This is a genomic window from Microbulbifer sp. ABE4_465, from assembly GCF_056160765.1.
In genome coordinates this window covers 181,284-205,015 of record NZ_JBSWXV010000001.1, presented here as the reverse complement: position 1 = coordinate 205,015, position 23,732 = coordinate 181,284, and the positions used below count along the sequence as shown (strand labels likewise).

At 56.8% G+C, this 23,732-nt stretch carries 18 protein-coding genes; 4 read left to right on the top strand and 14 right to left on the bottom strand.

Annotated elements, in window-relative coordinates; genetic code table 11:
* Window positions 1-50: 50 nt before the first annotated feature.
* Entirely contained in the window at window positions 51-2,348 is a 2,298-nt protein-coding gene (locus ACXAG1_RS00880) for an ATP-dependent helicase (protein ID WP_475118639.1), read from the top strand.
* A 35-nt stretch (window positions 2,349-2,383) separates the two neighbouring features.
* Here the strand turns inward: ACXAG1_RS00880 and ACXAG1_RS00875 are convergent, their stop codons facing one another.
* From ACXAG1_RS00875 to ACXAG1_RS00845, 7 genes are all read right to left on the bottom strand, one after another.
* Entirely contained in the window at window positions 2,384-3,094 is a 711-nt protein-coding gene (locus tag ACXAG1_RS00875; RefSeq protein ID WP_475118638.1) for a DUF4919 domain-containing protein, read from the bottom strand.
* Window positions 3,075-4,337 (bottom strand): patatin-like phospholipase family protein, encoded by a 1,263-nt coding sequence (locus tag ACXAG1_RS00870; protein WP_475093282.1) that lies wholly within the window; start codon window positions 4,335-4,337, stop codon window positions 3,075-3,077. The genes ACXAG1_RS00875 and ACXAG1_RS00870 overlap by 20 nt, the downstream gene beginning before the upstream one ends.
* Before the next feature lie 198 nt (window positions 4,338-4,535).
* Complete coding sequence (locus tag ACXAG1_RS00865) at window positions 4,536-5,561, bottom strand: YhdH/YhfP family quinone oxidoreductase (protein WP_475118637.1); 1,026 nt, start codon at window positions 5,559-5,561, stop codon at window positions 4,536-4,538.
* A 44-nt stretch (window positions 5,562-5,605) separates the two neighbouring features.
* Window positions 5,606-6,826, bottom strand: coding sequence for a protease SohB (gene sohB / locus ACXAG1_RS00860; protein ID WP_475093284.1), 1,221 nt, complete (start codon window positions 6,824-6,826; stop codon window positions 5,606-5,608).
* 71 nt (window positions 6,827-6,897) lie between these two features.
* Window positions 6,898-7,548 (bottom strand): cation/multidrug efflux pump, encoded by a 651-nt coding sequence (locus ACXAG1_RS00855; RefSeq protein ID WP_475093285.1) that lies wholly within the window; start codon window positions 7,546-7,548, stop codon window positions 6,898-6,900.
* A gap of 45 nt (window positions 7,549-7,593) precedes the next feature.
* Entirely contained in the window at window positions 7,594-8,415 is an 822-nt protein-coding gene (gene nudC / locus ACXAG1_RS00850; RefSeq protein WP_475093286.1) for an NAD(+) diphosphatase, read from the bottom strand.
* A gap of 54 nt (window positions 8,416-8,469) precedes the next feature.
* A complete protein-coding gene (locus ACXAG1_RS00845) occupies window positions 8,470-10,167 on the bottom strand; it encodes a FimL-related protein (protein WP_475093287.1) in 1,698 nt (565 codons plus the stop codon).
* Window positions 10,168-10,433: 266 nt separating this feature from the next.
* Here ACXAG1_RS00845 and nhaB point away from each other — a divergent pair, with 266 nt between their 5' ends.
* Entirely contained in the window at window positions 10,434-11,966 is a 1,533-nt protein-coding gene (nhaB, locus tag ACXAG1_RS00840; RefSeq protein ID WP_475118636.1) for a sodium/proton antiporter NhaB, read from the top strand.
* Window positions 11,967-12,027: 61 nt separating this feature from the next.
* On the opposite strand, the gene dnaQ is transcribed toward nhaB, so the two are convergent.
* Genes dnaQ through ACXAG1_RS00825 form a run of 3 tightly spaced genes read right to left on the bottom strand, consistent with a single transcriptional unit; the run spans window position 12,028 to window position 14,084 of the window.
* Window positions 12,028-12,747: a DNA polymerase III subunit epsilon gene (dnaQ, locus tag ACXAG1_RS00835; protein WP_475093289.1), complete on the bottom strand. Its 720-nt coding sequence runs from the start codon at window positions 12,745-12,747 to the stop codon at window positions 12,028-12,030.
* A gap of 3 nt (window positions 12,748-12,750) precedes the next feature.
* Window positions 12,751-13,191, bottom strand: a complete 441-nt coding sequence (rnhA, locus tag ACXAG1_RS00830; protein WP_475118635.1) for a ribonuclease HI — start codon at window positions 13,189-13,191, stop codon at window positions 12,751-12,753.
* Window positions 13,192-13,238: 47 nt separating this feature from the next.
* The gene (locus tag ACXAG1_RS00825) at window positions 13,239-14,084 is read right to left on the bottom strand and encodes a class I SAM-dependent methyltransferase (RefSeq protein WP_475118634.1); all 846 of its coding nucleotides are present in this window, start codon (window positions 14,082-14,084) and stop codon (window positions 13,239-13,241) included.
* Window positions 14,085-14,240: 156 nt separating this feature from the next.
* On the opposite strand from ACXAG1_RS00825, the gene gloB reads away from it, so the two are divergent.
* Window positions 14,241-14,999, top strand: coding sequence for a hydroxyacylglutathione hydrolase (gloB, locus tag ACXAG1_RS00820; RefSeq protein WP_475118633.1), 759 nt, complete (start codon window positions 14,241-14,243; stop codon window positions 14,997-14,999).
* 199 nt (window positions 15,000-15,198) lie between these two features.
* The gene (locus tag ACXAG1_RS00815; protein ID WP_475118632.1) at window positions 15,199-16,776 is read left to right on the top strand and encodes a LysM peptidoglycan-binding domain-containing protein; all 1,578 of its coding nucleotides are present in this window, start codon (window positions 15,199-15,201) and stop codon (window positions 16,774-16,776) included.
* 80 nt (window positions 16,777-16,856) lie between these two features.
* Here the strand turns inward: ACXAG1_RS00815 and ACXAG1_RS00810 are convergent, their stop codons facing one another.
* From ACXAG1_RS00810 to clpX, 4 genes are all read right to left on the bottom strand, one after another.
* Window positions 16,857-18,752, bottom strand: a complete 1,896-nt coding sequence (locus ACXAG1_RS00810) for a SurA N-terminal domain-containing protein (RefSeq protein ID WP_475093294.1) — start codon at window positions 18,750-18,752, stop codon at window positions 16,857-16,859.
* A 196-nt stretch (window positions 18,753-18,948) separates the two neighbouring features.
* The gene (locus tag ACXAG1_RS00805; protein ID WP_010132873.1) at window positions 18,949-19,221 is read right to left on the bottom strand and encodes an HU family DNA-binding protein; all 273 of its coding nucleotides are present in this window, start codon (window positions 19,219-19,221) and stop codon (window positions 18,949-18,951) included.
* Between the two features lie 390 nt (window positions 19,222-19,611).
* On the bottom strand, window positions 19,612-22,017 hold the full coding sequence (lon, locus tag ACXAG1_RS00800; protein ID WP_475093295.1) for an endopeptidase La: 2,406 nt from the start codon (window positions 22,015-22,017) through the stop codon (window positions 19,612-19,614).
* Between the two features lie 379 nt (window positions 22,018-22,396).
* Complete coding sequence (clpX, locus tag ACXAG1_RS00795; protein WP_475093296.1) at window positions 22,397-23,683, bottom strand: ATP-dependent Clp protease ATP-binding subunit ClpX; 1,287 nt, start codon at window positions 23,681-23,683, stop codon at window positions 22,397-22,399.
* Window positions 23,684-23,732 lie beyond the last annotated feature (49 nt).

Here is a 23,732-nt window from a genome sequence, read left to right as displayed (position 1 = left end):
CCCTATACTGGCAATATATCCAGTACTCTTTTTTGGCGGTACACGAATTCATGTCAGGCGACCCAGCACAGCTCACGGAAGAGCAACAGGCCATTGCCAACCACCCGGGCGGTCACGCAAAAATAATTGCCGTGGCCGGTTCCGGCAAAACCACGGCACTACTGCACTATATCCAGAACCGGCTGAACGCGGGCGCGGACCCGCGGCGGATTCTGGTGGTGATGTACAACCGCAACGCCCGTGAAGATTTCAGTCGCCGCCTGCAGGCACTCTGTGGACCAAACGGCCCCGCGGTAAACACCTTTCACAGCCTCGGTTACCGCCTGTACCAGCGCATGATGGCCCGGGGCCAGCTTCCCCAGGCAAACCTGTCCCCCCTGCCCCAGTCCCTGGTGCAACTGCAGATATGGAAAGCCATCGAAGCCTGCGCGCCACCGGCGGAGCTGGAAGATATCCGTGCGCGTAAACAGTCTGAGACTGAAGCGGCGGAATTTTTTATCGATTTCACCAAAACCACTCTGGACGGCGATCTCAGCGCTTTTGACCGACTCAAGCTCGGCGACGAATACCGGTACTTTCTCAAGGTGTTTCGTCAGTTTGAGGACTGGCGCCGCGAGCAGCAGGCCGTCACCTACGCCGACCTGCTCTACGACCCGGCCATGCAACTCAAACTCAACCCGGAAATGGCCGAAGCCTACGGCAGTTTTTACCAGGAACTGCTGGTCGACGAATACCAGGACATCAATGAGGTTCAGCACTTCCTGCTGCGGGTACTGTACGGCAAATCCGGCAATGTGATTGCCATTGGCGACCCGGACCAGACCATTTACGAGTGGCGCGGTTCGCGGCCGGAGTTTCTGCTGCGCCTGTTCGACGGGGATTTCCCACCGTCCAATGTGTACCGCCTGAGCCGCACCTTCCGCTACGGGCACACGCTGTCGCTCGCCGCCAACCACTTTATCCAGAACAACCGCGAGCGCGCGGATATTTTCTGCGTCTCTGGCAACCCCGAAGCGGCGACATCAATCCAGCAGGTCAGCACGGCCAATGAGGGGAAATGGCTGGTGGAACACATCCGCCGCTGCCACAGGGAAAGCATCGACCTGGGCAATATCGCCGTACTGGTCAGGCTCTGGTCCCTCGCCGCACCACTGGAACTGGCACTGCTGGCCAACAATATTCCCTACCGCTCCGGCAGTCGCAACACGGTTCTCTCACGCCGGGAATTGCGCCCACTGTTCTGGAGCCTGAATATCGCCGCAGGCCGGTTTCGCGACCTGCCGGTTGCGCGCCGCGCAAAGGGCCTGTACGAATGGCTTACGGCTCCCCATGTGCGTATCGCACGCACAGTGCTGGAACCACTCTGTGAAGGACTTGCCCGGCAGGAAAAGGGCTGGGGTAAAACACTGCTGACACGGATTCCGGAGTCCCTGAGCCAACCCCAGAGCAAGCGATTGCGGCAACGGGCGGAACTGCTGATACAGGTAGAACAGTGGCGCGGCACAGCCGGGGAGCTGGTGCGCCGGCAGCTGGGCGAGCTGGACTTCCTGAGCGGTATTGCCGAAGACGCATTTAACCGGCAGCAGGCAGAAGAAAAACAGCAGACCATTCTGGCCTTCACCCAGTACCTCGATCAGTTGCGCCTGCCACCGCAGGAAGCCTTGGCCCACCTGCAACAGCTGCAGGAACAACACCAGAACGACAACACCCAGGATGCGTCAGACGATAGCGGGCATTCCGGCAACACTGAAAGAACGAAGGAAACACGCGGGCGTATCCAAATTACCACCATGCACCAGGCCAAGGGACTGGAGTGGGATCAGGTCATCATTCCCGGGCTTACCACCCACAATATGCCGTACCAGCCTCAGCGGGATTTCTCCACTCCCGCCTCCACGGAAAGCGAGCGCCGCTTGATGTATGTCGCCATGACCCGCGCGCGTAAGCAGCTGTTTCTGCTCACACCACCGCTGCCGACCGCTGCGGACAAGAAAGCCTCTGACAGTCTCGCGGAAGCGGAGCAAAAGCCGTCGCTGTTTCTGGATGAAATGCACCTGCCACTCAGCAATATACTGGGAAACTCTCTGAGTGAGCGGCCGGGAAATATCGACACCCAGGTACCGGTCACGCGACTGGCACTGCGCTACCTGGCTGCATGCGATTACAACCCGGATATCAATGCACCGCGCGCGGTATTAAAAAAACCTTTGGTGGGAGACGGGATACAACACCAGAAACTGGGTTACGGGCGAGTCATCAAATGGGAGGATGCGCGGGTCGAGATTCTGTTCAGCGATCGCCAGACCCGGCGCTTTGACTGGGACAAGCTGTCGCAGCACTTGTGCTGACCCTTCGGGACATCACTGCGCGACAGCTCGCTTTTCTATTCCGTTTCGGTGGAGTGGGCAAACTGCTGGCTGACATTGAAAAACAGCGGATACTCCTCGCCAGACTCCGGATCGCGCACCTGCATTTTGTCGTAGATACCCTGCTTGTCGTACACAATGGACTGGTCCAGAACCTGCAGCCCTTTGAGACGCACAAAGCCCCGTAATTCCGATGTGCTGATGGTCAGGAAGGCACTTTCCTGGCTTTTACCATCACCACTGTTTTCGATGGAAGTCATCAACCCTTCCACCATGTAACGGTGCTGGTCCTCGCGCTCAAACTCCCCCGCCTGCCCGCTGCACACCACACCAATCATGTGTGCCTCGAGACTCATATAGTTGTGGGCAAGCACTTTATCGACATTGCGCAGGCAATTATTAAAATCTGCCTGCTCCACCGAGCTGTAGGCTTCCGGCAATCCTTTCAGTTTCACACCGCCGTATGGGTTGTAGTCCGAAGACTCCACATAGGCTTTGCGCAGACGGTCGAAGTCGAGGGTAAAACTCAACTGGCGCGCTTCCTCCAGCAGCATCTGGTACTCACTCTGATTCTGCGCGCGCAATGCCGGGCTACCCTGCCCCTGCTGCGCCCCTTGCCCGCTACAGGCGACCAGCAGCGATATCAGCGACGCCACCGCACCAAACCGGAACAGGCCGATTTGGCTGGCTCGGGTTAACAAAGAGATGTCAGGTCGAAGAGTTGTCATTAGAGGCTTCCGTTGCGGGCTTGACCCGTAATCCAAACAGACTTTTTTGCTGGCTTTCCACCAGTTGGGTGCGCGGTCGCAGAAACTGCTTCAGAGTTTCCCGCTCCCACATCGCATCCTGATAACCCAGTTCCAGCAGCTCGCCGAGATAGGGTTTTTCAAATAACAGATAGCTCGCAGCCGACGCGCCCCCACCGGACGTTGTTGCACCAGTGGAGCGAAACAGCCACCGCAGCGTGGGCGGTAAATAACGCACCTTGCGCCCGGCAATGCGATCCAGACTCTGGCTCGGTTCAATCACTGCCGACTCCACAGCGCGCAGGGGCGCGAGTTCCGGCAGGACTTTTTCATCCACCGAGTTCAACAGTAAATTGACCCTGTCGAGGTGCTCAAGATCCCCCTCAAGACTGTCAATAAACGCCGCATTGAACAACTGGCCGCCAATTTGTGCAATCGACGGGGAATGTCGTGGTGCCTTGCGATGCTTACCCCAGTGTACCGGCGAACGGTTGTCCGACACGCCCACCACAAACACCCGGCTGGCGCCCAGATGCAGTGCCGGGCTGATCGGCGCCAGTTGACGCACCGCGCCATCACCAAAATAGGCATCGCCTATTTTTACCGACGGAAACAGTGTGGGGATCGCCGCAGAGGCCATCAGGTGATCGACGGTGAGGTGGGTGCGCTCTCCGCAACGGCGGAACCGGCGCCACTCCTGCAGTTCCTCGCTGCCCTGAAAAAAGCTGACCGACTCCCCCTCGTTATACGACATGGCGTTTACGCTGACCGCGCGCAGACGGCCCTCATCGATATTGCGCTGAATATTGCCGAAAGGAACCACTTCGGTCACCAGCTCGCGCAGCGGGCGGTTGTCCAATAGTGCCAGGGGCTTGTGCCGCGCGACCCCCTGATTGAACAGGGAGCGGGTGATGGTGAGCATATTGCCCAGCAAGCTGCTCCAGTTACTGTGGTAAATACGATCCACAGTCAGCCCCATCCAGAGGTCACACAAGCGCGCGACAGCCTCTTTGAATGTGCCCGGATGGGATGCGAGCAGCAGCGCGTTGACTGCCCCCGCCGAAGTACCGCAGATGATCTTGAACGGGTGCGGTTCGCTGTTCGGCGTCAGCTCCGCCAGCGCTTTCAATACGCCAACCTGATAAGCCGCGCGGGCACCACCTCCGGACAGAACCAGGGCGCCAGAATCGTGAGTAATGGGGGGTACCGGATTATCGACCGACAAAGTTTGCTACCAGATCATCAGGAATTAGGAACTTTATTTCGCAACCGTCTATTTTCTAGACAATTTATCCCAGATTAAATTTATTGTGGCTATTCAGCATAGCAGCTGAGGATAGCAGGGGCGACGGCCAGCGGCCGCTTGCGCGAGGCCGCAAAGTAGAATTGTGCGTGCAGATTCACATAACCGACCGAAATAGCGTCACCTGGTCATATCGACAACATAGCGCCCGATTCCGTGACCGCGGTGCAAGCGAGCCAGGAACTCCGGCGCCTGATCCAGGGAAATATCTTCGGCGATTCGCTCGAGCTGCTCGCCGATATACCAGGGCCCGGCCAACTTTTGCCACACATCGGCCTTCTTCTGTAATGGCAGCTCAACGCTGTCTACACCGAGCAGACTGATACCACGAAGAATAAACGGGAACACATTGGCCTGAAACTGGGCACCGGACGCCATACCGCAGGCCGCGACACCGCCACTGTATTTGAGGCACTTGATCACGTTGAACAGTGTCTCGCCGCCAACGGTGTCCACCGCCCAGGCCCACAGTGGCTTGGCAATAGCCTTATTGGCAAACGGTGCCAGCGTTTCGCGGTCCAGCACCTTCCAGGCGCCCAGGGATGTGAGAAACTCGGCGGATTCCAGCTTGCCGGTCACTGCCGCCACACGGAACCCCAGCTTGGCAAGAAGCGCAACGGCGATGGAGCCCACGCCACCGGTGGCACCGGTGACCAGCACCTCGCCGTCTTCCGGTTTGGCGCCCGCCTCCAACAGTTTTTCAACGCACAGAGCCGCGGTAAGCCCGGCGGTACCCAGAATCATCGACTCCCGCAGAGTGAGACCCTCCGGCAGTGGTGCCACCCACTGGGACGGCACCGATATACGCTCGGCAAACCCACCCGCCGTGTTCATACCCAGGTCATATCCGGTTACCAGCACCCGGGCCCCCGGGTGAAACTTGCCGCTGTCGTCGCGGATCACGGTACCGGCCGCATCGATACCCGGGGTATGGGGATACTCACGGGTGACTGCGCGATTGCCGAAGGCCGACAACGCGTCCTTGTAATTCAGCGATGAGTGCGACACGGCGATACGCACCGGATTCTGCGGCAGATCACTCATGGGCCGCTGCACGATACTCTGATCGTATTTTCCGGCCGCCACTTCTTCCACCAGCATGGCGCGGTAAAGTTGATCCGAATTATTTTGTTGTTCAGCAGCCATTCCCGCTACTTCCCTTCCAACTGAAATTGCCAGGTCCAGGAAAACTACTGGGCCTGATGACGCCAGGCTTCAAGCCGGGTAAACAGGCGTGAAAATGCGCCTTCAATTCCGAGCTGAGCAGCGATACCCATTTTACGGGCAATATTTTGCCGCTCTTTATATTCCACCTGATACAGGTCGGCGTTCGCCGCTCGTGAAGTGAGATACTCGTCAGAGGTCTTCAACTCATCAACCAGCGCCAGATCCAGCGCGCGCTGCCCGAACCAGACTTCGCCGGTCGCCACCTTGGCAATTTCCAGCTGCGGACGATACTCCTGCACAAAGTGCTGGAACAGGGTGTGAATTTCCTCGAGATCACTCTGGAATTTTTCTTTGCCTTCCGGCGTGTTCTCTCCAAACATGGTTACCGTGCGCTTGTATTCACCCGCGGTAAACAATTCGAAGTCCACGTCATTGCGCTGCAGCAGGCGATGGAAATTGGGCAGCTGCGCCACAACACCGATAGAGCCCAGCATGGCAAAAGGTGCGGCGAGAATGCGATCTGCCACGCACGCCATCATGTAGCCCCCGCTGGCTGCCACCTTGTCGACCACAATGGTCAGCTTGACGCCGGCACTGCGTACACGCGCCAATTGACTGGCAGCCAACCCGTAATTGGCCACCATGCCGCCGGGGCTTTCCAGACACACAACTACTTCATCGTCTTTGCCGGCAATCTGCAGTATCGCGGTAATTTCCTCGCGCAAATTGGACAGCGCACTCGCCTTGATATCGCCATCGAAATGCACCACAAACAAGCGCTTGCGTTTGCTGGCTTCAGCACCCAGCTCCGGTCCGTCACCTGCGGCCTGCACTTCACCTTCGACAGGCGCAGCCCCGGTTTCCGCGTCGGCTTCAGCCTGTTCCGGCACAGCGACTTCACGGGACTCCTCCTCGGATGCAACTTTTCCCTGAGCCTTGCGCGCCTTGGCTTGCGCTTTCAGCTCTGCCTTTCGCTGCTTCGCCTGGGCCTTGGCTTCCGCCTTTTTGTCCTTTTCCTGCTGCTTTCTACGCTCGGCGTAATCCGCATCGTCCATCACCGCTTCCAGCAGCGTCTCTTTCATATCCTCATAGCGATCATTCAGATGGGTCACGGCAATATGGCCGGGCTGCCGGTCTTTCATCTGTGCGCGATTGGCCACTATGAACCCGATTACCAGCAGCAGCGCCACCACAATGGTTACTACTTTGGCCAGAAATAATCCGTATTCGCTGAGAAATTCCACTCAATCCTCTCTTTTTTCTTTCCGCAGCCTCGCCGGATGCGGCCTTTTTAAAACCCGGCTCAACAATTGAATTACTGCCACTCGTTGAGCGCAGACTGTGCCTGTTGATTCAGAGGGCGCGCCAGCAGCCCGGTATGACTGATTCGCACTTCGTACACGGCACCGTCCTGCATTGGTAAAAAGGTAGCACTGCCGTACACCGCATCCACCATGGGCACACGATTGTCCATTTCACGCAGGAAATCCCACAGGTCAACGCCGTGAGTACTCTGTTCCAAAGCGTATACCGAGCGCTCTTTATTGCGCTCATCCTGAAGCGTCAAGTAACGACCGCTGAGACGATCGAGACGGTACGCAGGTTCTATTCCCCAGCGAGCGAGCGCACCTTTCCACTTCAGCATCCGCGCATCCAGCTGCCACTGATCGCCGTAGAGTTCGAACTCCTGGGAGATTCCGTCCTCATCAGCAAATTTGACCATGTAATGCTGCTTGCCCAAACGTTCAAACGAGACGGTACCCACACTGTGCTCATCGCCAAGATTGCGATAACTATAGACATCCAGCGCAACCAGTACGATCAGCAGAGCGCCGACCAACAACAACAGGCCCACCGAGCCGCGCAAAAAGCCCATCAGCCAGCTGCCGCGGAGCAATACCTTCCCGCCCCAGAACACCAGTAGCAGTGCGAGAAAGGCAATAGCAAAGGTGATAGCGATATACATTGTTTTAGCCTCTAGTCCGGCTTGCGTACGCGCATACTAAACGCATCAGCAAGTCCCGATAAACGTCCTGATCAACCGTCCTGAAAGTGTTTCCGCGGGCGGAATCTCCTGCGGAATTTCCGACCTGGTAAACCAGCGCGCTTCCATAATTTCGTCCTGGTCCGGACGCAGGGTCCCTCCAGTGACTTCAGCGAGATAGCCGATCATCAACTGACCTGGAAATGGCCAGGACTGAGTACCGACATAACGCAGCTGATCTGCACCCAACCCCACCTCAAGGCCCACTTCCTCTTGCGCCTCCCTGGCGACGGCCTGCTCGGCATTTTCACCGGGCTCAATAAATCCAGCCAGTGCGGTATGCAGTGCGTGACGGTGATGGGTATGGCGTGCCAGCAGACACTCGTCGCCCCGCACCAACAGCATGATGACACAGGGGGAAATACGCGGATACACGGCAAAGTCGCAGGAAACACAGGTCCTGGCACGATCCTTCGGGTGATATTCCGTTGGTCGACCACAGCGGCCGCAGAACCGGTGATCAAGATCCCAATTGGCAACCTGCATGGCGCGACCAATCAGGAAAAACAGGGGCTCACTGACGGTCCCCAGAAATGTACGTAACCCGCGCCACTCGCAGCCGGGTAGCTCAACCCGGATCGGCAAATAATGAACGGCACAGGGCTTACCTGCCCATTCTCCCAAGTAGTGCGTACTGAACTGAGCGGTGTCACCGGACGCTTCACGCACAGGCAGGGTTCGGTAAAGTGGACCCTGCGCACTGCATAGCACTTCTCCGTGGGATACCACGATGTGCCAGTGAAATTCCGGGTGGGGCAATACACTCGCCGCGGGGCTGAAATCAGACATTCAGTGGATTCTGCACTTGAATCATATCGCCAAGACTGTACCAGGGAGCCCGCTTCAGGCAACCTCTATCGGGTACCCGAGCGCCTCCAGGCTTTCTACGGCCAGGTCCAGGGACTGCATATCCACCTGTCGGTGGAGCTTCACCTCACCGAGATAGTACTCCAGGCTGATGATGGCATCTGCAAAAATCTCGAGTGACTGCTCCACCCCCGGAGCGACGGTTTTCTGATCAATCACTGCATCTACAAAGTGTGTCAGTCGCTCGACCACCGCCGCCGCGCGCCCCAGGCTCAATACCACCAGACCTCCACGCACACTATTCAGCGTGGTGGACACATTGCGGATATGACCGTGATCGAACCCGGATTCGGCATAGGAGGCCAGCGCGCGCTTGATAAGCGAGAGCCCGGCTTCTGCTTCTTTGAGCACGGCGAGCTCGGCTTCTTCAAGCTGACTGCGCTCCAGCGCAATGTCAGCCTGACCACTCTCATCCAGCTCGATGGTAGAGCGCTGGCGCATGGCCCGGATTGCACTGTCGACGGTAAGAATCTGGTTTGTTAACTGTTGCAGGGCGTTGTCTGCCGCCCGCCCACCCACCTGGGCGCAATTCTGATAGGCGGTAAGTGAGCCACCGAGATTTTCACCTATGCGGCGAAAGTTAAGCAGAATAAGTGTGTTGGAAATTCGGCGCAGGGTCTCGACCAGCCCGCCCTCGTCGTCGAGGCCAGTCATGCCGACCATTTCCGCGTCGTCGAGAAGGCGCCGCACACCGGAAAGCTCCTCCTCCAGCGCACTGGCGACAGCCGCAATCGCTGTGGCACCCGGACCACCGAGGCTCGCACGATCTCGCTCCAGCTCCGGCTCGCGATAGGCCAGCGGGCGCACACTGAAAACCTGCAGTAGCTTTTCACCCTGCCCCGATGGCCCTGCCAGAGCCAGCCAGTAGAGACATTCTTTTATCAGCACTGGGGGCGCAGGTTGGTCCAGCGCCGCATCCCCGTCCCGACAGATATTCCGCAACCGACGGTCGAGCATACTGAATACCATAACCCGCTGCCGGTTAACCAGCATCTCACGGCTGGCCATGGCCGCAATCGCCGCACCGGCAACCGACCAGAGCTTGCCATTGGGACGCCCCGCGCACACGCTGGCGATCCGCTGCAGGGCTCGTGCCATCATGGTGTAGGCGGGCCCGCGAGGCTTTCCTTTCAGCAGGGCCAGCAACCCCACCTGATACATATGGCGGAAGCGACGGACGAAAGTTTTGAGGTCTTCCGACAGTACCGCGGACGAGACAGCGCCCGGCACGGTAGCGTCGAGACGACAACGCAGGAAGTGACTTTCCGGTACCGGCGCCTGTGCGCGAGCCAGCCGCAGGCTATTGATATAAGGAACCAGTAATTCCGGACGCGGTGTAGCCCGACTCTGGATAAAATCCAGATAGCGGGTCATCACATAGAATGCGATACCGAGACTCTCGAGCAGTTCCTGCGGTGACTGCTGGCGATCCTGCAGCAGGTCACCCATTGCCGTCAGCATTTCCTGGGCAAGCAGCTCCGCTGCACTCAGTTGCACCATCTGCAATACGCCAGATACCTGGCGCAGCCCCTGAATACATTTCTCCAGAGCCAATTTATCGCCCTGATCCGCCGCGTACTGGTCCAGGTGGCCGGTCGCTCCTTCGATACTCGCAACCAGCTCGTCTTTTACCAGACTGACGGAGGTCAGGTTGATTTCGCGCAATCCACTCATTGCCTACACCACTGCAATTCTCGTTATTCTTTACTGCCAGCCAGCCAGTCGCCAACCGCGCACCCGTGCAAACCGCTCAATTTATACAAAACCGCAAAAGTGTCTAGATTAAATCACTCTGTTTCCACCGATCAATCGACAAAAATACACGGCCCCCGCTGGCCCGCAAAATCAATTGAACTTTCCATTGGAAAAAGGTAGCTTTGCCGCCGGTCCTCCCGGCGGTGTCGGCATGGGGGCTCACTGAGACCAAGGAAGTAGCAATAATGAACGCTCTGAATGACACCCTGCCAGTAGCCGGTGCCGGCATCGGCCGCGCATTTACCGACAATTTTCTCGGGGAGGCCCCAGACTGGTACAAGCTTACCATCGCCCTATTCCTGATCCTCAACCCGATTCTACTGTACACCACCTCCCCTTTCGTGACCGGGTGGGTTCTCATTGGTGAATTTATCTTCACCCTGGCCATGGCCCTGAAATGCTACCCGTTACAACCGGGCGGCCTGCTGGCGATCGAGGCTGTTCTCCTGGGGATGACCAGCAGCGAATCGGTGTTCCACGAAGTAACCGAAAACATCCAGGTCATCCTGCTACTGATGTTTATGGTGGCCGGCATCTACTTTATGAAGAGCCTGCTGCTATACGTGTTTACCAAGCTGCTGGTCACCGTGCGCTCCAAGTCCGTACTCTCGCTACTGTTCTGTGGTGTTTCTGCAGTACTCTCCGCGTTCCTTGATGCCCTGACGGTTACCGCAGTATTGATTGCGGTGGCCGTGGGTTTTTACGCGGTCTACCACAAGGTGGCCTCCAATCGTCAGGCGCACCCCGAACACGACCACTCAAGCGACGATGGAGTGGTGGAATACCACCGCTCCGACCTGGACCAGTTCCGAGCCTTCCTGCGCAGCCTCATTATGCACGGTGCAGTGGGCACCGCCCTCGGAGGCGTCTGTACACTGGTCGGCGAGCCGCAGAACCTGCTGATCGCGGAGAAAGCCGGCTGGGATTTCGTGCAATTTTTCACCTACATGGCACCGGTCACCATGCCCGCCTTTGCCGCCGGCCTGGCCACCTGCTTCTTGCTGGAAAAGAGCAAAATGTTCGGCTACGGCGCGAAACTGCCCGATGCCGTGCGCGAGGTACTTTCCAATTACGCCTCCGAACAGGAACGTAAACGCACCCAGCGCGATGTCGTTGAACTGTGGATTCAGGGCATAGTCGCCGCACTCCTGGTACTCGCACTGGCATTCCATGTGGCCGAAGTTGGCATCATTGGCCTGATGGTTATCGTGCTACTCACTGCCTTCAACGGCGTTATCCAGGAACCCCGGATTGGCCACGCCTTTGAAGAGGCGCTGCCTTTTACCGCCCTATTGGTGGTGTTTTTTGCGATCGTTGCCGTCATCCATGAGCAACACCTGTTTACCCCGGTAACGCACTTTGTACTGAGCCTCGAGCCGGAACAGCAGCCGGGCATGCTGTTTCTCGCCAATGGCATCCTGTCCATGATCAGTGACAACGTCTTTGTTGCTACCGTTTATATCAATGAAGTGAAGGATGCACTGACGGCGGGCGATATTACTCGTTCACATTTCGACAAGCTCGCGATTGCGATCAATACGGGCACCAACCTACCCAGTGTTGCTACGCCGAATGGCCAGGCGGCGTTTCTGTTTCTGCTGACTTCCGCCCTGGCGCCCCTGATCCGCCTGTCGTACGGTCGCATGGTAATCATGGCCCTGCCCTACACTGTCGTACTGACCGTCGTTGCACTAACCTGCGTGGTCTACGCAATCTGACTCGCAAACCACATCAAAAAAGGGGCCTCTGGCCCCTTCATTGATGTGGTGCAGATCTTACTCACCAGAAATGTTTACCGCCGGCCTTTTCCAGCTGCTCCAGAAATTCCTCGTGGGCCTGAAGCTCTTCGGCACTGGCCCTGACCACAGACAGCGGCGCCCGCTGCGCGCTTAATCGACGAATCGAGCCCGTTTCCTGTGCCTGGCTTTCCGGGTCATCGTCACTAGATGTATCATTTCCGGCGAGCGCGAGATCCGTTTGCCCACCGGTCATCATCAGATAGACATCAGCGAGAATCTCCGCATCCAGCAATGCGCCATGAAGATCCCGCTGCGAGTTGTCCACGAAATAGCGCTTACACAACGCGTCCAGATTATTTTTCTGGCCCGGGTGCTTTTCCCTTGCCAGCGCCAGGGTATCCAGCACCCCGCAGTGAACCGCTACACTCTGCCAACGCGGGCTCCCGAGCCGCTTTAACTCGGAATCAATAAAGCCCACATCGAACGGCGCATTGTGGATGACCAGTTCTGCACCGTCGCAGAAGGTCATGAATTCGTCCGCTACCTGGGAGAATACCGGCTTGTCGACGAGAAACTCATTGGTAATACCGTGAACCTCGATCGCACCGTCATCCACTTCCCGCTCGGGATTGATGTACTGGTGATAGTGACGACCGGTCAGCTTGCGATTTATCAGTTCAACGCAGCCAATTTCAATAATCCGGTGGCCGGACTTCGGATCCAGGCCGGTGGTTTCCGTATCCAGAACAATCTGACGCATGGTTTATGCCTCCCCCAACTCATCGATACCGCGATTGGCCAGCGCATCCGCGCGTTCGTTGCCCGGATCACCCGCATGCCCTTTGACCCAGTGCCAATGCACTTCGTGCTCACCGATCGCAGTATCCAGTTCCTGCCAGAGATCCGCATTTTTTACCGGCTTTTTCGCCGAGGTTTTCCAGCCATTTTTCTTCCAGTTGTGTATCCAACCGGTAATCCCCTGACGGACATACTGGGAGTCGGTATGCAGATCCACGCGGCAATGCTGATTTAAGGCATGCAAAGCCTGAATAGCCGCCATCAATTCCATACGGTTATTGGTTGTCAGCGATTCACCGCCGCACAGCTCTTTTTCCGCATCGCCGCTCATCAGCAATGCCCCCCAACCGCCCGGTCCGGGATTCCCCCGGCAAGCGCCGTCGGTGTATATAGTGACGTGTTTCAATTCGAGCCCGTTAAGAAATTATTCGGTTGAACACTGATGTCGACTGATCAGCGTTTGGTATCCCGACGGTATTTGCCAGGGCGGACCGGCTTGAGCCGATCCCGTGCAGCAACCCTAGGGCTGCTCGGAACGACACTCAAGGCAGGCTTTTTCTCACCCCGCCAATTGAGCTTGATGGTGCGCATTCGCGCCACTTCTTTGCGCGCGACTATGATGTAAAAGCCTCCCCACGGCAAGTGCCACCGGGTCCCCACACGCTCCATCCAGGAAGTCTTGGCCAGTAGATCTCCGTGCTTGAGCGGCAAGCGGAAAAAGCCGCGCTCTATCTCAGCGGGCTGCAAGTCCAACAGATTCATCCAGTCGGCAATGCGCGCAGCGCGCAATTGATTCCCCAACTGATAGGGACTTGAGGAGCGAAACAGGCGGGCCATCCCGAGCAGGGAGAATGGATTGAAACCAATTAGCACCATGTGACCACCGGGAATCAATACCCGCGCGGCTTCACGCAAGACCTGGTGAGGCTGAGGCGAAAAATCCAGAAGATGGTGCAGCACAGCAACGTCAATGGATTCCGACGGCAGCGGCAACTGCTCTAACTCCGCCATTGCCGCTGCCTGCCCTTCCGCGCACGGGCTTATTTTGAAACGGTGATTAATCCGGCTGCACGCCGCAAAATCCACTTGCCGGGCGACACTGGCCTGCATCAGGTGGTACCCGAACAAACCCTCCACCACCGGCTGCACCAGCGCCAATTGCTGGGTGAGAATTTCGCGCCCCAGTCCACTGTCGAACCAGTCGCTCAGCCCCGCACAGGATTCCGCGAGCGGAGATATGGGCGACTTTCCGCGAAAAAACAACGATCGCTTATCCGGCTTTTCCGGCATTCGCGTCATCTCCAGCTCCTTGATTGTTCTCGTAGGACATATTCTGCCCCCCTGCCGTCTGAGCCTCAGACTTCACAGTCACCACTTCCAGACCCCGCATTACTGCCTGCCAGCTTGGCTATGGTAGGGTTGCGCCAATCAACCTTAGGTTAGCGGGGACAGACAATGATCACAATCCACCCAATCCCGGCATTCACTGACAACTATATCTGGCATCTACGGCAGGGCGACGAACACTGGGTCGTTGACCCCGGCGATGCAGCGCCGGTAATGGCCGCCCTGCAGGGGAAGCGTTTGTCCGGCATCCTGCTTACTCACCACCATTTTGATCACACTGGCGGGGTTCCCGCACTGACCAGCGCATTTAACTGCCCCGTATACGGTCCGGCGACCATTGATGGGGTTACACACGCTTTAAATGACGGCGACCAGATTACCCTGATGGGCCGCAGCTGTGAAATCATCGCCGTACCCGGTCACACTCTTGACCACATCGCCCTGCTCATGCGGGACGCCGAAGAGCTTTACCTGTTCTGTGGCGACACTCTGTTTGCCGGTGGCTGCGGCCGCCTGTTCGAGGGCACCCCGGCACAAATGCACCACTCGCTGTCCCGGCTCAGCGCTTTACCCGCGCAAACACGGGTCTACTGCACCCATGAATACACCCTTGCCAACCTGGCATTCGCTCGGGCCGCAGAGCCTGACAACCGGGCGCTGATCGAGCGCCAGCGCGAAGCGCAGGCGCTTCGCGACAAAGGCGAGCCGACGCTCCCGTCCACCATAGAACTGGAACGAGCCACCAACCCCTTCCTCCGCACCGACCAACCCGGCATTCAGCGGCAGGCAGCAAGCCGCGGTGTGCAGATCGACGCGACCGCTGTGGATATTTTCGCCACTCTACGCCATTGGAAGGACGTTTTTTGACCAAATTCCATTGACCGGAACCAACAGCCCTCTTTAGAATCAGACAATTACAAATCAAAGCTCAAGCGCTTTATTTAGCGGCCCGATTCGGGGGTCTTTCGCAGTAGTGTTTTTCTACCGCCTCACGATCAGCCGGCGCCGCTCAGACCATATTGCGCAGTATAGAGCCACAAGATAACAACAGATCGCGGACACCATAATGGTTTATAAGAAGTTTGCCGTTGCGCTACTGGCAGCGGCCGTGGGGGCCTGCACGCAGATCGATTCTGCAACGCAAACCGCAAACTCCTCGCAGAATCACAACGCTCCTGATCTGGCCACACAAGCCAGCAGTGCAAGCGCCATCAGCCAGAACATCCTGAATGTGACCGAGCCCGCCCTGCCACCGGACGATATCTGGCAACGTCTTCGACAGGGATTCACCCTCGATCGTGAAACAAACCGTTCGAAGGTCAAGGATTACGTAAAATATTTTTCCTCCAACCAGGGCTATATGGCCAGGGTTACCGAGCGCTCCCGCCGCTACATCTTCCACGTGGCAGAGCAACTGGAACAGGACAACATTCCGCTGGAATTCGCCCTGCTCCCCATTGTTGAGAGTGCCTACGACCCCTTTGCCTACTCGCACGCGCAGGCATCCGGCATGTGGCAGTTTATTCCCGCCACCGGACGCTCCTTTGGCCTGCACCAGAACTGGTGGTATGACGGCCGCCGTGATGTGGTGGAATCCACCCGCGCCGCTTCCGAGTACTTCAATTACCTGTCCGCAAAATTCGACGGCGACTGGCTGCTGGTGCTGGCCGCATACAACGCCGGAGAAGGGACTGTTCGCCGAGCCCGGGAACGCAATGCCCGTCAGGGCAAGGGCACCAGTTTCTGGGACCTGAAGTTACCTCGCGAGACTCAGCGATACGTACCTCAATTACTGGCCCTTGCCGAAGTGGTATCGCGCTCAGACCACTACCGGGTCCCACTGCACGATGTTGGCAACGAGCCCTATTACGCGGCGGTCAATGTGGGCAGCCAAATTGATCTGGCACAGGCTGCCGAACTGGCTGGCGTGGAAATTGAAGAGCTGCATCTGCTGAACCCCGGGTTCAACCGCTGGGCCACAGACCCGGACGGAAACCACCGCCTGCTGGTACCCCGCGATAAAAGCGCTCGATTCATTGAAGCACTGGAGAAACTCCCTGCAGATCAACGTGTCAGCTGGCAACACTATCGGGTGGCCCGCGGAGACTCCCTGTCAGTGATTGCGCGCCGATACGAAACCACGATTGCAGCCATCCAACAGGCCAACAAACTGCGCGGCAGCAGCATTCGTGCTGGCCAGACACTGCTGATTCCCAGCGCGTCGGGCCCCAATGCGCAGTACGCCTACGCCATCGATCAACGGGTAAAGCGTCGCCAGAGCTCAGGCAAAGGCCAAAAAACCAATTATACCGTCCGCCCGGGCGACACCCTGTGGGGTATCGCACGCAAGCTTGATGTAAAGGTTCGTGAACTGGCCAGCTGGAACAGCATGGCACCGGGCGACACTCTGCGCCCGGGACGCAAGCTGGTCGCCTACAGTGACGACGGCAACAGCAGCAGCGACAGCCGTACCACACGCAAGCTCTCTTACCGAGTGCGCAACGGCGACTCTCTCTACCGCATCGCGCGGAAGTTTCGCATCGACATCAGCGACATCGTGCGCTGGAACAAAATCAGTAAAAATAGCTATCTGCAACCCGGGCAACGCCTGACGCTGTTCGTGGACAGCGCCAGTAACGGCTAAGCCTCCGCTCAACCATTCTTGCAGGCATAAAAAAACCGGCGAATATCGCCGGTTTTTTTATACGTAAACAATGCTTACCGCTACTGCTGCTCCGCGCTGAATACCTCAACATCAGCCCTGCTAGCCAGGTACTTCTGCACCGCTGCCAGCTCCGCAGTACCTTGCATGGAAGCCAGCTGCTGCAACAGCGCTTGCCGCTGCTCTTTGCTCTGACGGGACAGATCACCGGCACGCACCGCGCGCAACTGCACCACCACCACATCACCAGACGGCAAAGTAAACTGACCCAAAGTGCGCGCACCCGGACGCGGCTCACTCATGGTAAATGCCTGATTCACCACTTCACCGCGGGCACCAAAACCGCCACGACGGGTTTTATCGCTGGTTTCCAGAGTGAGTCCTTCCGACTCTGCCACAGCCGCGAGACCCTCGCCAGCACTGGCCTGCTCTTCAATCTGTTGCGCCTTGCTTGCCAGCTGCTCGCTTGCCTTTTTGCGTTTGAGGCTCTGAACAATTTCCGCTTTGACCTCTTCCAGCGGTTTCACACCCGCTTCTTTGTGCTCGATAACACGCAGTACCACTGCATGATTCTCGCTCAGATTCAGCACATCAGAGGTATTGCCATCTTCCAACACCTCCGGTGCGAATGCCGCAGAAATCACCTGACCTTCGCCAGCAATCCCGGGACCGCCCTGGCGGGAGAACAATGGAGATTTCTGTACACTCACACCCAGCTCTTCGGCGGGAGCTGCCAAGGTCTCTGCGTTGTACGCCAGGTCACCCAGACGGCTTACCGCATCAACAAAGTCACGTTCCGCTGCTGCATTCCGCAGACGGGCAGAAATTGCCGCTTCGCGCTCTTCAAAAGCGGGCGGCTCAGCGTCAGCGACTTCAATCAGCTTGATAAAGTGGGTACCACCATCGGTCTGTACCGGGCCGGACACTTCACCCACCTGCAGGTTCGCCAGGGCATCTTCGAACGCCTCCGGGAATACGTCCCCGGAAGTAAAGCCCACGTCACCGCCATCTTCGCTGGAAATGATGTCATCGGAAAATTCTTTAGCCAGCGCCTCAAAGGACTCGCCGGCACTCAGCTTTGACTGCACTTCCGCGATCTTCGCCTGAGCGGCCTCGTCATCACCCTCGACCAGAATATGTGCAGCATGGCGGCGCACATTCGCCTCGAAGCTTTTCACTTCCTGCTCATACTGAGCGCGTACATCCTGCTCGGACACATCAATATTCGCTGCAAACTGCTCGGGTGTAAGCTCTATGTATTCAATAGCTACCTGCTCCGGGCGCTGGAACGATTGCTGATTCTCGTCGTAATAGGTTTGCACCTCTTCATCCGCCACCTCAATGCCTTCCAGTAGCGGCGACGCAGAAAGCGTTACGTAATCGAAATCGCGCTCCTCCATGGACACTGCTACGATGTTTTCCGCATCAGTGCGTGTACTGAACGCAGTATCAGACACGCTGCTGATAAATTGCTGCATGACCATTTCCTGCTCCAGCAGCTGACGGAAACCCGCAGGGCTGTAACCCATACGGCGCAAGCCCTCACGGAACATTTGCTGGTCGAACTGGCCATTTACCTGAAAACCAGGCATCTGCACGATCTCTTTGTCCACGGCACCGGTGCTCATGGCCATGCCACTTTCCAGCGCTGCCTGGCGCATCACCGCGCTGTTGACCAGCTGCTGTAATACCGGGCCGCGCAGCTGCTCGTCGGTGAGCAGGTCACTGGGCACATTTTCGCCGTACTGGCTTTCAATCATCGCTCGACGGTTCTGGATCGCTCGCTGCAGATCCAGCTGGGAAATTTTCTCCCCGTTCACTTCCGCCACTTTGTCGGCCGAGCCGCCACTGGCACCGGTGAAGAAATCGATCCCACCGATCACCATGATAAATCCGAAAAACGCCGCAACGATAATAGCGGCCGTTCCCTTCAGGTTGTCACGCATGGACTGAAGCATATTCAGCTCCGAAATTAACTCTTGTCAGTACTCAGGTAGATCAACAATTATTGTTGTCTCGGCTTGTCTCGCAACGAGTGCGAGCGCCGATCAGGGTAAATACCCGTTTGATCCTGTTTACATTTTTTTCTTTCAGAAACAAAAAAGGCGCATCCAGATGATACGCCTCTTTGAAGCATTGCTTTTACAAGGCTTCTTAGTTCACCGCGTCTTTCAAAGCTTTACCAGCTTTGAAGTTCGGGATTTTTGCCGCAGCGATTTCGATCGGATCGCCGGTGCGCGGGTTGCGGCCGGTACGTGCAGCGCGCTCTTTAACAGCGAAGGTACCAAAGCCAACCAGAGCTACCTGATCGCCTTTTTTCAGTGCGTCAGTAATGCTATCTACCATAGCGTCCAGAGCGCGGCCAGCAGCTGCCTTTGGAATGTCGGCAGACGCGGCGATGGCTTCAATCAGTTCGGACTTATTCACGCTATATCCCTCTGTTCTTTTCTAGGTCTAAATGGTCTAAGTAACTAGATGTAGCATCCGGACAATGGATCCGGACGTCATTTCCAGGTGTCTTTTTCAGGTCTGTTGCAACCCCATTTTCAGAGGCGCAATCGTGCAATTTTTGCAGTCGATTTTGAATCGCCTGCGGCTCCCCCGCAGCGCAACAAGCCACGTTTTATACCAACTGCCTGTTGGTGGGTCAAGGAACCATGCGGCTTTGCGGGCAGTTGGACAATTTTGAACCGCTCTTGTTCAGTCAACCGCCGGCAAGTTCATTTTTTAACCTGCACCGGCAGCAAGCCGCGTACTCTACGCGACTTGCTGCCGAGGTTTCAATGGGTTTTTACTACTTGCTGAGCCGAAGTTCTGTCAGTGCGTTTGCACCGAGCGCCCGGAGCGCTCATCCGCCTGTTTTTGCAGCGCGGAATACTCTTCGTCACTGAGGGGGCTGGGCATGCTTTCCAGCGCATATTCGAGGACCTGATCAATCCATTTTACCGGTTTGATCACCAGATCCTGCTGGATATTGTCGGGGATATCCTTCAGATCGCGCTCGTTATCCCAGGGGATCAGTACGGTTTTGATACCGCCGCGATGGGCCGCCAACAGTTTTTCCTTCAAGCCGCCAATGCGCAACACTTCACCGCGCAGAGTAATTTCACCGGTCATGGCCACATCGGAGCGCACCGGAATATTGGTCAATACAGAGGCCAATACCGTGCACATGGCGATACCCGCCGAAGGACCGTCCTTCGGAGTCGCCCCTTCCGGCACGTGAATATGGATATCGCGGGTTTCATGAAAGTCCGGCGCTATACCCAGAGCCTGAGCGCGTGCACGGACTACCGTCAACGCGGCCTGAATGGACTCCTGCATTACATCGCCCAGGGAGCCAGTCTTGATCACCCGCCCCTTACCGGAAACCGCCGAAGACTCAATAGTAAGCAGCTCTCCGCCCACTTCGGTCCATGCCAGCCCGGTCACCTGGCCGATCTTGTTTTCCTCTTCCGCGCGGCCGTAATCAAACTTGCGCACCCCAAGAAGGTCTTCCAGCTGCTCCGGCTTGATCACCACTTTTTGGGTGGTGGCATTACGTACATGCTCGGTGACCACTTTGCGGCAGATTTTTGCCATCTCACGGTCAAGACCACGCACACCGGCTTCACGGGTGTAATAGCGCACCACATCCCGCACCGCTTCGTCTGCCAGCTCCAGCTCTTCGGGCTTCAGGCCCGCGGCCTTGCGCTGTTTTGGAATCAGGTAACGCTGAGCGATGTTCAGCTTTTCATCTTCGGTGTACCCCGGGATGCGGATCACTTCCATGCGGTCCAGCAAAGGACCAGGAATATTCATGGAGTTGGAGGTACAAACGAACATCACATCGGAGAGGTCGTAATCGACTTCCAGGTAGTGATCGTTGAACGATTTGTTCTGCTCCGGATCGAGCACTTCAAGCAGTGCAGAGGCTGGGTCACCGCGGTGATCCATGCCCATCTTGTCGATTTCATCCAACAGGAACAGCGGGTTTTTTACACCCACCTTGGAAATTTTCTGCACCAGTTTACCGGGCAGAGAACCGATATAGGTTCTGCGGTGGCCCCGGATTTCCGCTTCGTCGCGAACGCCACCGAGGGCCATACGCACGTATTTGCGATTGGTTGCGCGGGCGATGGATTCACCAAGCGAGGTTTTACCAACCCCGGGCGGACCAACGAGACAAAGGATTGGCCCTTTGACTTTTTTCACACGCTTTTGCACCGCGAGGTATTCCAGGATCCGCTCCTTAACCTCCTCCAGCCCGTAGTGATCTTTATTCAGAATTTCTTCTGCCTTGATCAGGTCGTGGCGCACGCGACTGGCCTTTTTCCAGGGCACGCTCAACATCCAGTCGATATAGCTGCGCAGTACAGAAGCTTCCGCAGACATAGGCGACATCATCTTCAGCTTGCCCAGTTCCGCGCGGGTTTTCTTTTCCGCTTCCGCTGACATGCCGGAGTCGGCGATCTTTTTTTCCAGCTCTTCAATTTCATTGGGCTCTTCGGTGATCTCGCCCAACTCTTTCTGAATCGCCTTCATTTGTTCGTTCAGATAGTACTCGCGCTGGCTCTTTTCCATCTGCTTTTTGACGCGGCCGCGAATACGCTTTTCGACCTGAATCAGGTCGATTTCAGAATCCATCAAACCCAGCAGGTGCTCGAGTCGCTCCTTTACGCTGATGGTTTCCAGCAACTCCTGCTTCTGCGGCAGGTCCAGGGACATGTGCGCAGCAATGGTATCGGCCAAACGACCCGGCTCATCAATACCGGACAGGGAAGTCATCACCTCGTTGGGAACTTTCTTGCTGACGCTGACGTACTGCTCGAACTGGGACATGGCCGAACGCACCAGCGCCTCGGCTTCTGCTTCTGGCAACTCCTCAGAATCAATCTGGGTAACCGTGGCGCGGTAGTGCCCCTCGCCTTCGGTGATCTCTTCCACCTTTACCCGGTGCCCCCCCTCAACCAGCACCTTGACGGTGCCGTCGGGCAGTTTTAGCAGCTGCAGCACGCTGGCTACAGTGCCCACACGATATACATCATCGGCACCCGGATCATCTTCCGATGCCTGGCGCTGTGCTACCAGCAACACCTGCTTGTCGCTGCGCATCGCGTCTTCAAGCGCATCAATGGATTTCTCCCGGCCGACAAACAGCGGGATCACCATGTGCGGATAAACCACCACATCTCTCAGTGGCAGCAGGGGATATTCGTTCAAGGTCTCGGATGGCTGGTCCATATAACTCCTCTCGGCCTTCGGGCGGTGACAACCGCCAGCTTGGCAGCGTATTCGTCATCGCAGACCACAATTCCTGGTGCGGTGTGCGGTACGGCTAGTGCCAGTTCAACAGCTAAAGTGGGGGCATACGGCAGAATAACAAGCCTGTGCCGTCTGGCGCAGCAAAATTAGTTTAATTCAGCGTATAGATTGATGGTCATAAAAGATGCAATTCCCGTGCATCAAACTTTAATAGCACAGAAAACTACGCAGAAACGGCGATATTCGAACAGTCGCCAGAGTGCATTTCCCCAGACATCAACAGGCACAAAAAAAGCCCCGTAGTGGGGCTTTTTCGTTGGAGCTACCTGGAACCAGTAGCCAGTGCCGATAGAGAGGTTTACTCCTCAGGAGCTGCCTTCTGGGGCTGCTCTGCCTGCTCATACACCAGCAGCGGCGCAGATTCACCCTTGATCACCGCCTCGTCAATCACCACTTTGGCGACATTCTCCATAGAGGGGATGTCGTACATGGTCTCCAGCAGTACCGATTCCATAATGGAACGCAGACCCCGGGCACCAGTTTTGCGCTCCATGGCCTTGGTGGCTACCGCGTCCAGAGCGTCGGGACGAAAGTCCAGCTCAACCCCTTCCATATCAAACAACTTGCCGTACTGCTTGGTCAGCGCATTGCGCGGCTCGGTCAAAATCTGCACCAGTGCCGCACGATTCAATTCTTCCAACGTAGCGGTAACTGGCAGACGACCTACAAACTCGGGAATCAGGCCATATCGCACCAGGTCTTCAGGCTCAAGATCCAACAGCACCTCACCGAAGTTGCTATTGGCGTCTTTGGACTTCACCTCCGCCGAGAAACCGATACCGCCCTTCTCGGAGCGATCGCGAATTACTTTATCCAGGCCGGCGAACGCTCCGCCACAGATAAACAGGATATTGGAAGTGTCCACCTGCAGGAATTCCTGCTGAGGGTGCTTGCGCCCACCCTGGGGGGGAACGGAAGCCACGGTACCCTCAATCAGCTTCAACAGTGCCTGCTGCACGCCCTCACCGGACACATCCCGGGTGATCGAGGGGTTGTCAGACTTGCGAGAAATCTTGTCGATTTCATCGATGTAGACAATGCCCTGCTGGGCTTTTTCCACATCGTAATCGCACTTCTGCAGCAGCTTCTGAATGATATTTTCAACATCCTCACCCACGTAACCCGCTTCGGTCAGCGTGGTCGCATCGGCAATGGTGAAGGGTACATTCAGCAGCCGCGCCAGGGTTTCAGCAAGCAGGGTTTTACCACTGCCAGTAGGACCAACCAGCAAAATATTGGACTTGCCCAGTTCCACTTCATCTTTGCCTTTGACACCTTTACTGGTGCGCAGACGCTTGTAGTGGTTGTATACCGCCACCGCGAGCACTTTTTTGGCGCGCGCCTGACCGATCACGTACTGATCGAGAATTTCGGTAATTTCCTGGGGGGTAGGCAGACGGGAGTCGTCGCCATCAACAGATTCCTGCACTTCTTCGCGGATGATGTCGGTGCAGAGTTCGACGCATTCGTCACAGATGTAAACAGAGGGGCCCGCGATCAGTTTGCGTACTTCCTGCTGGCTCTTGCCACAGAAGGAACAGTAAAGGAGTTTGCCGTTATCGTCTCCGCTGTTCTTTTCAGTCATCTAAGTACTCCGTGGTCTCATAGCCAGCCAAAACTCGGTGGCAAATAGG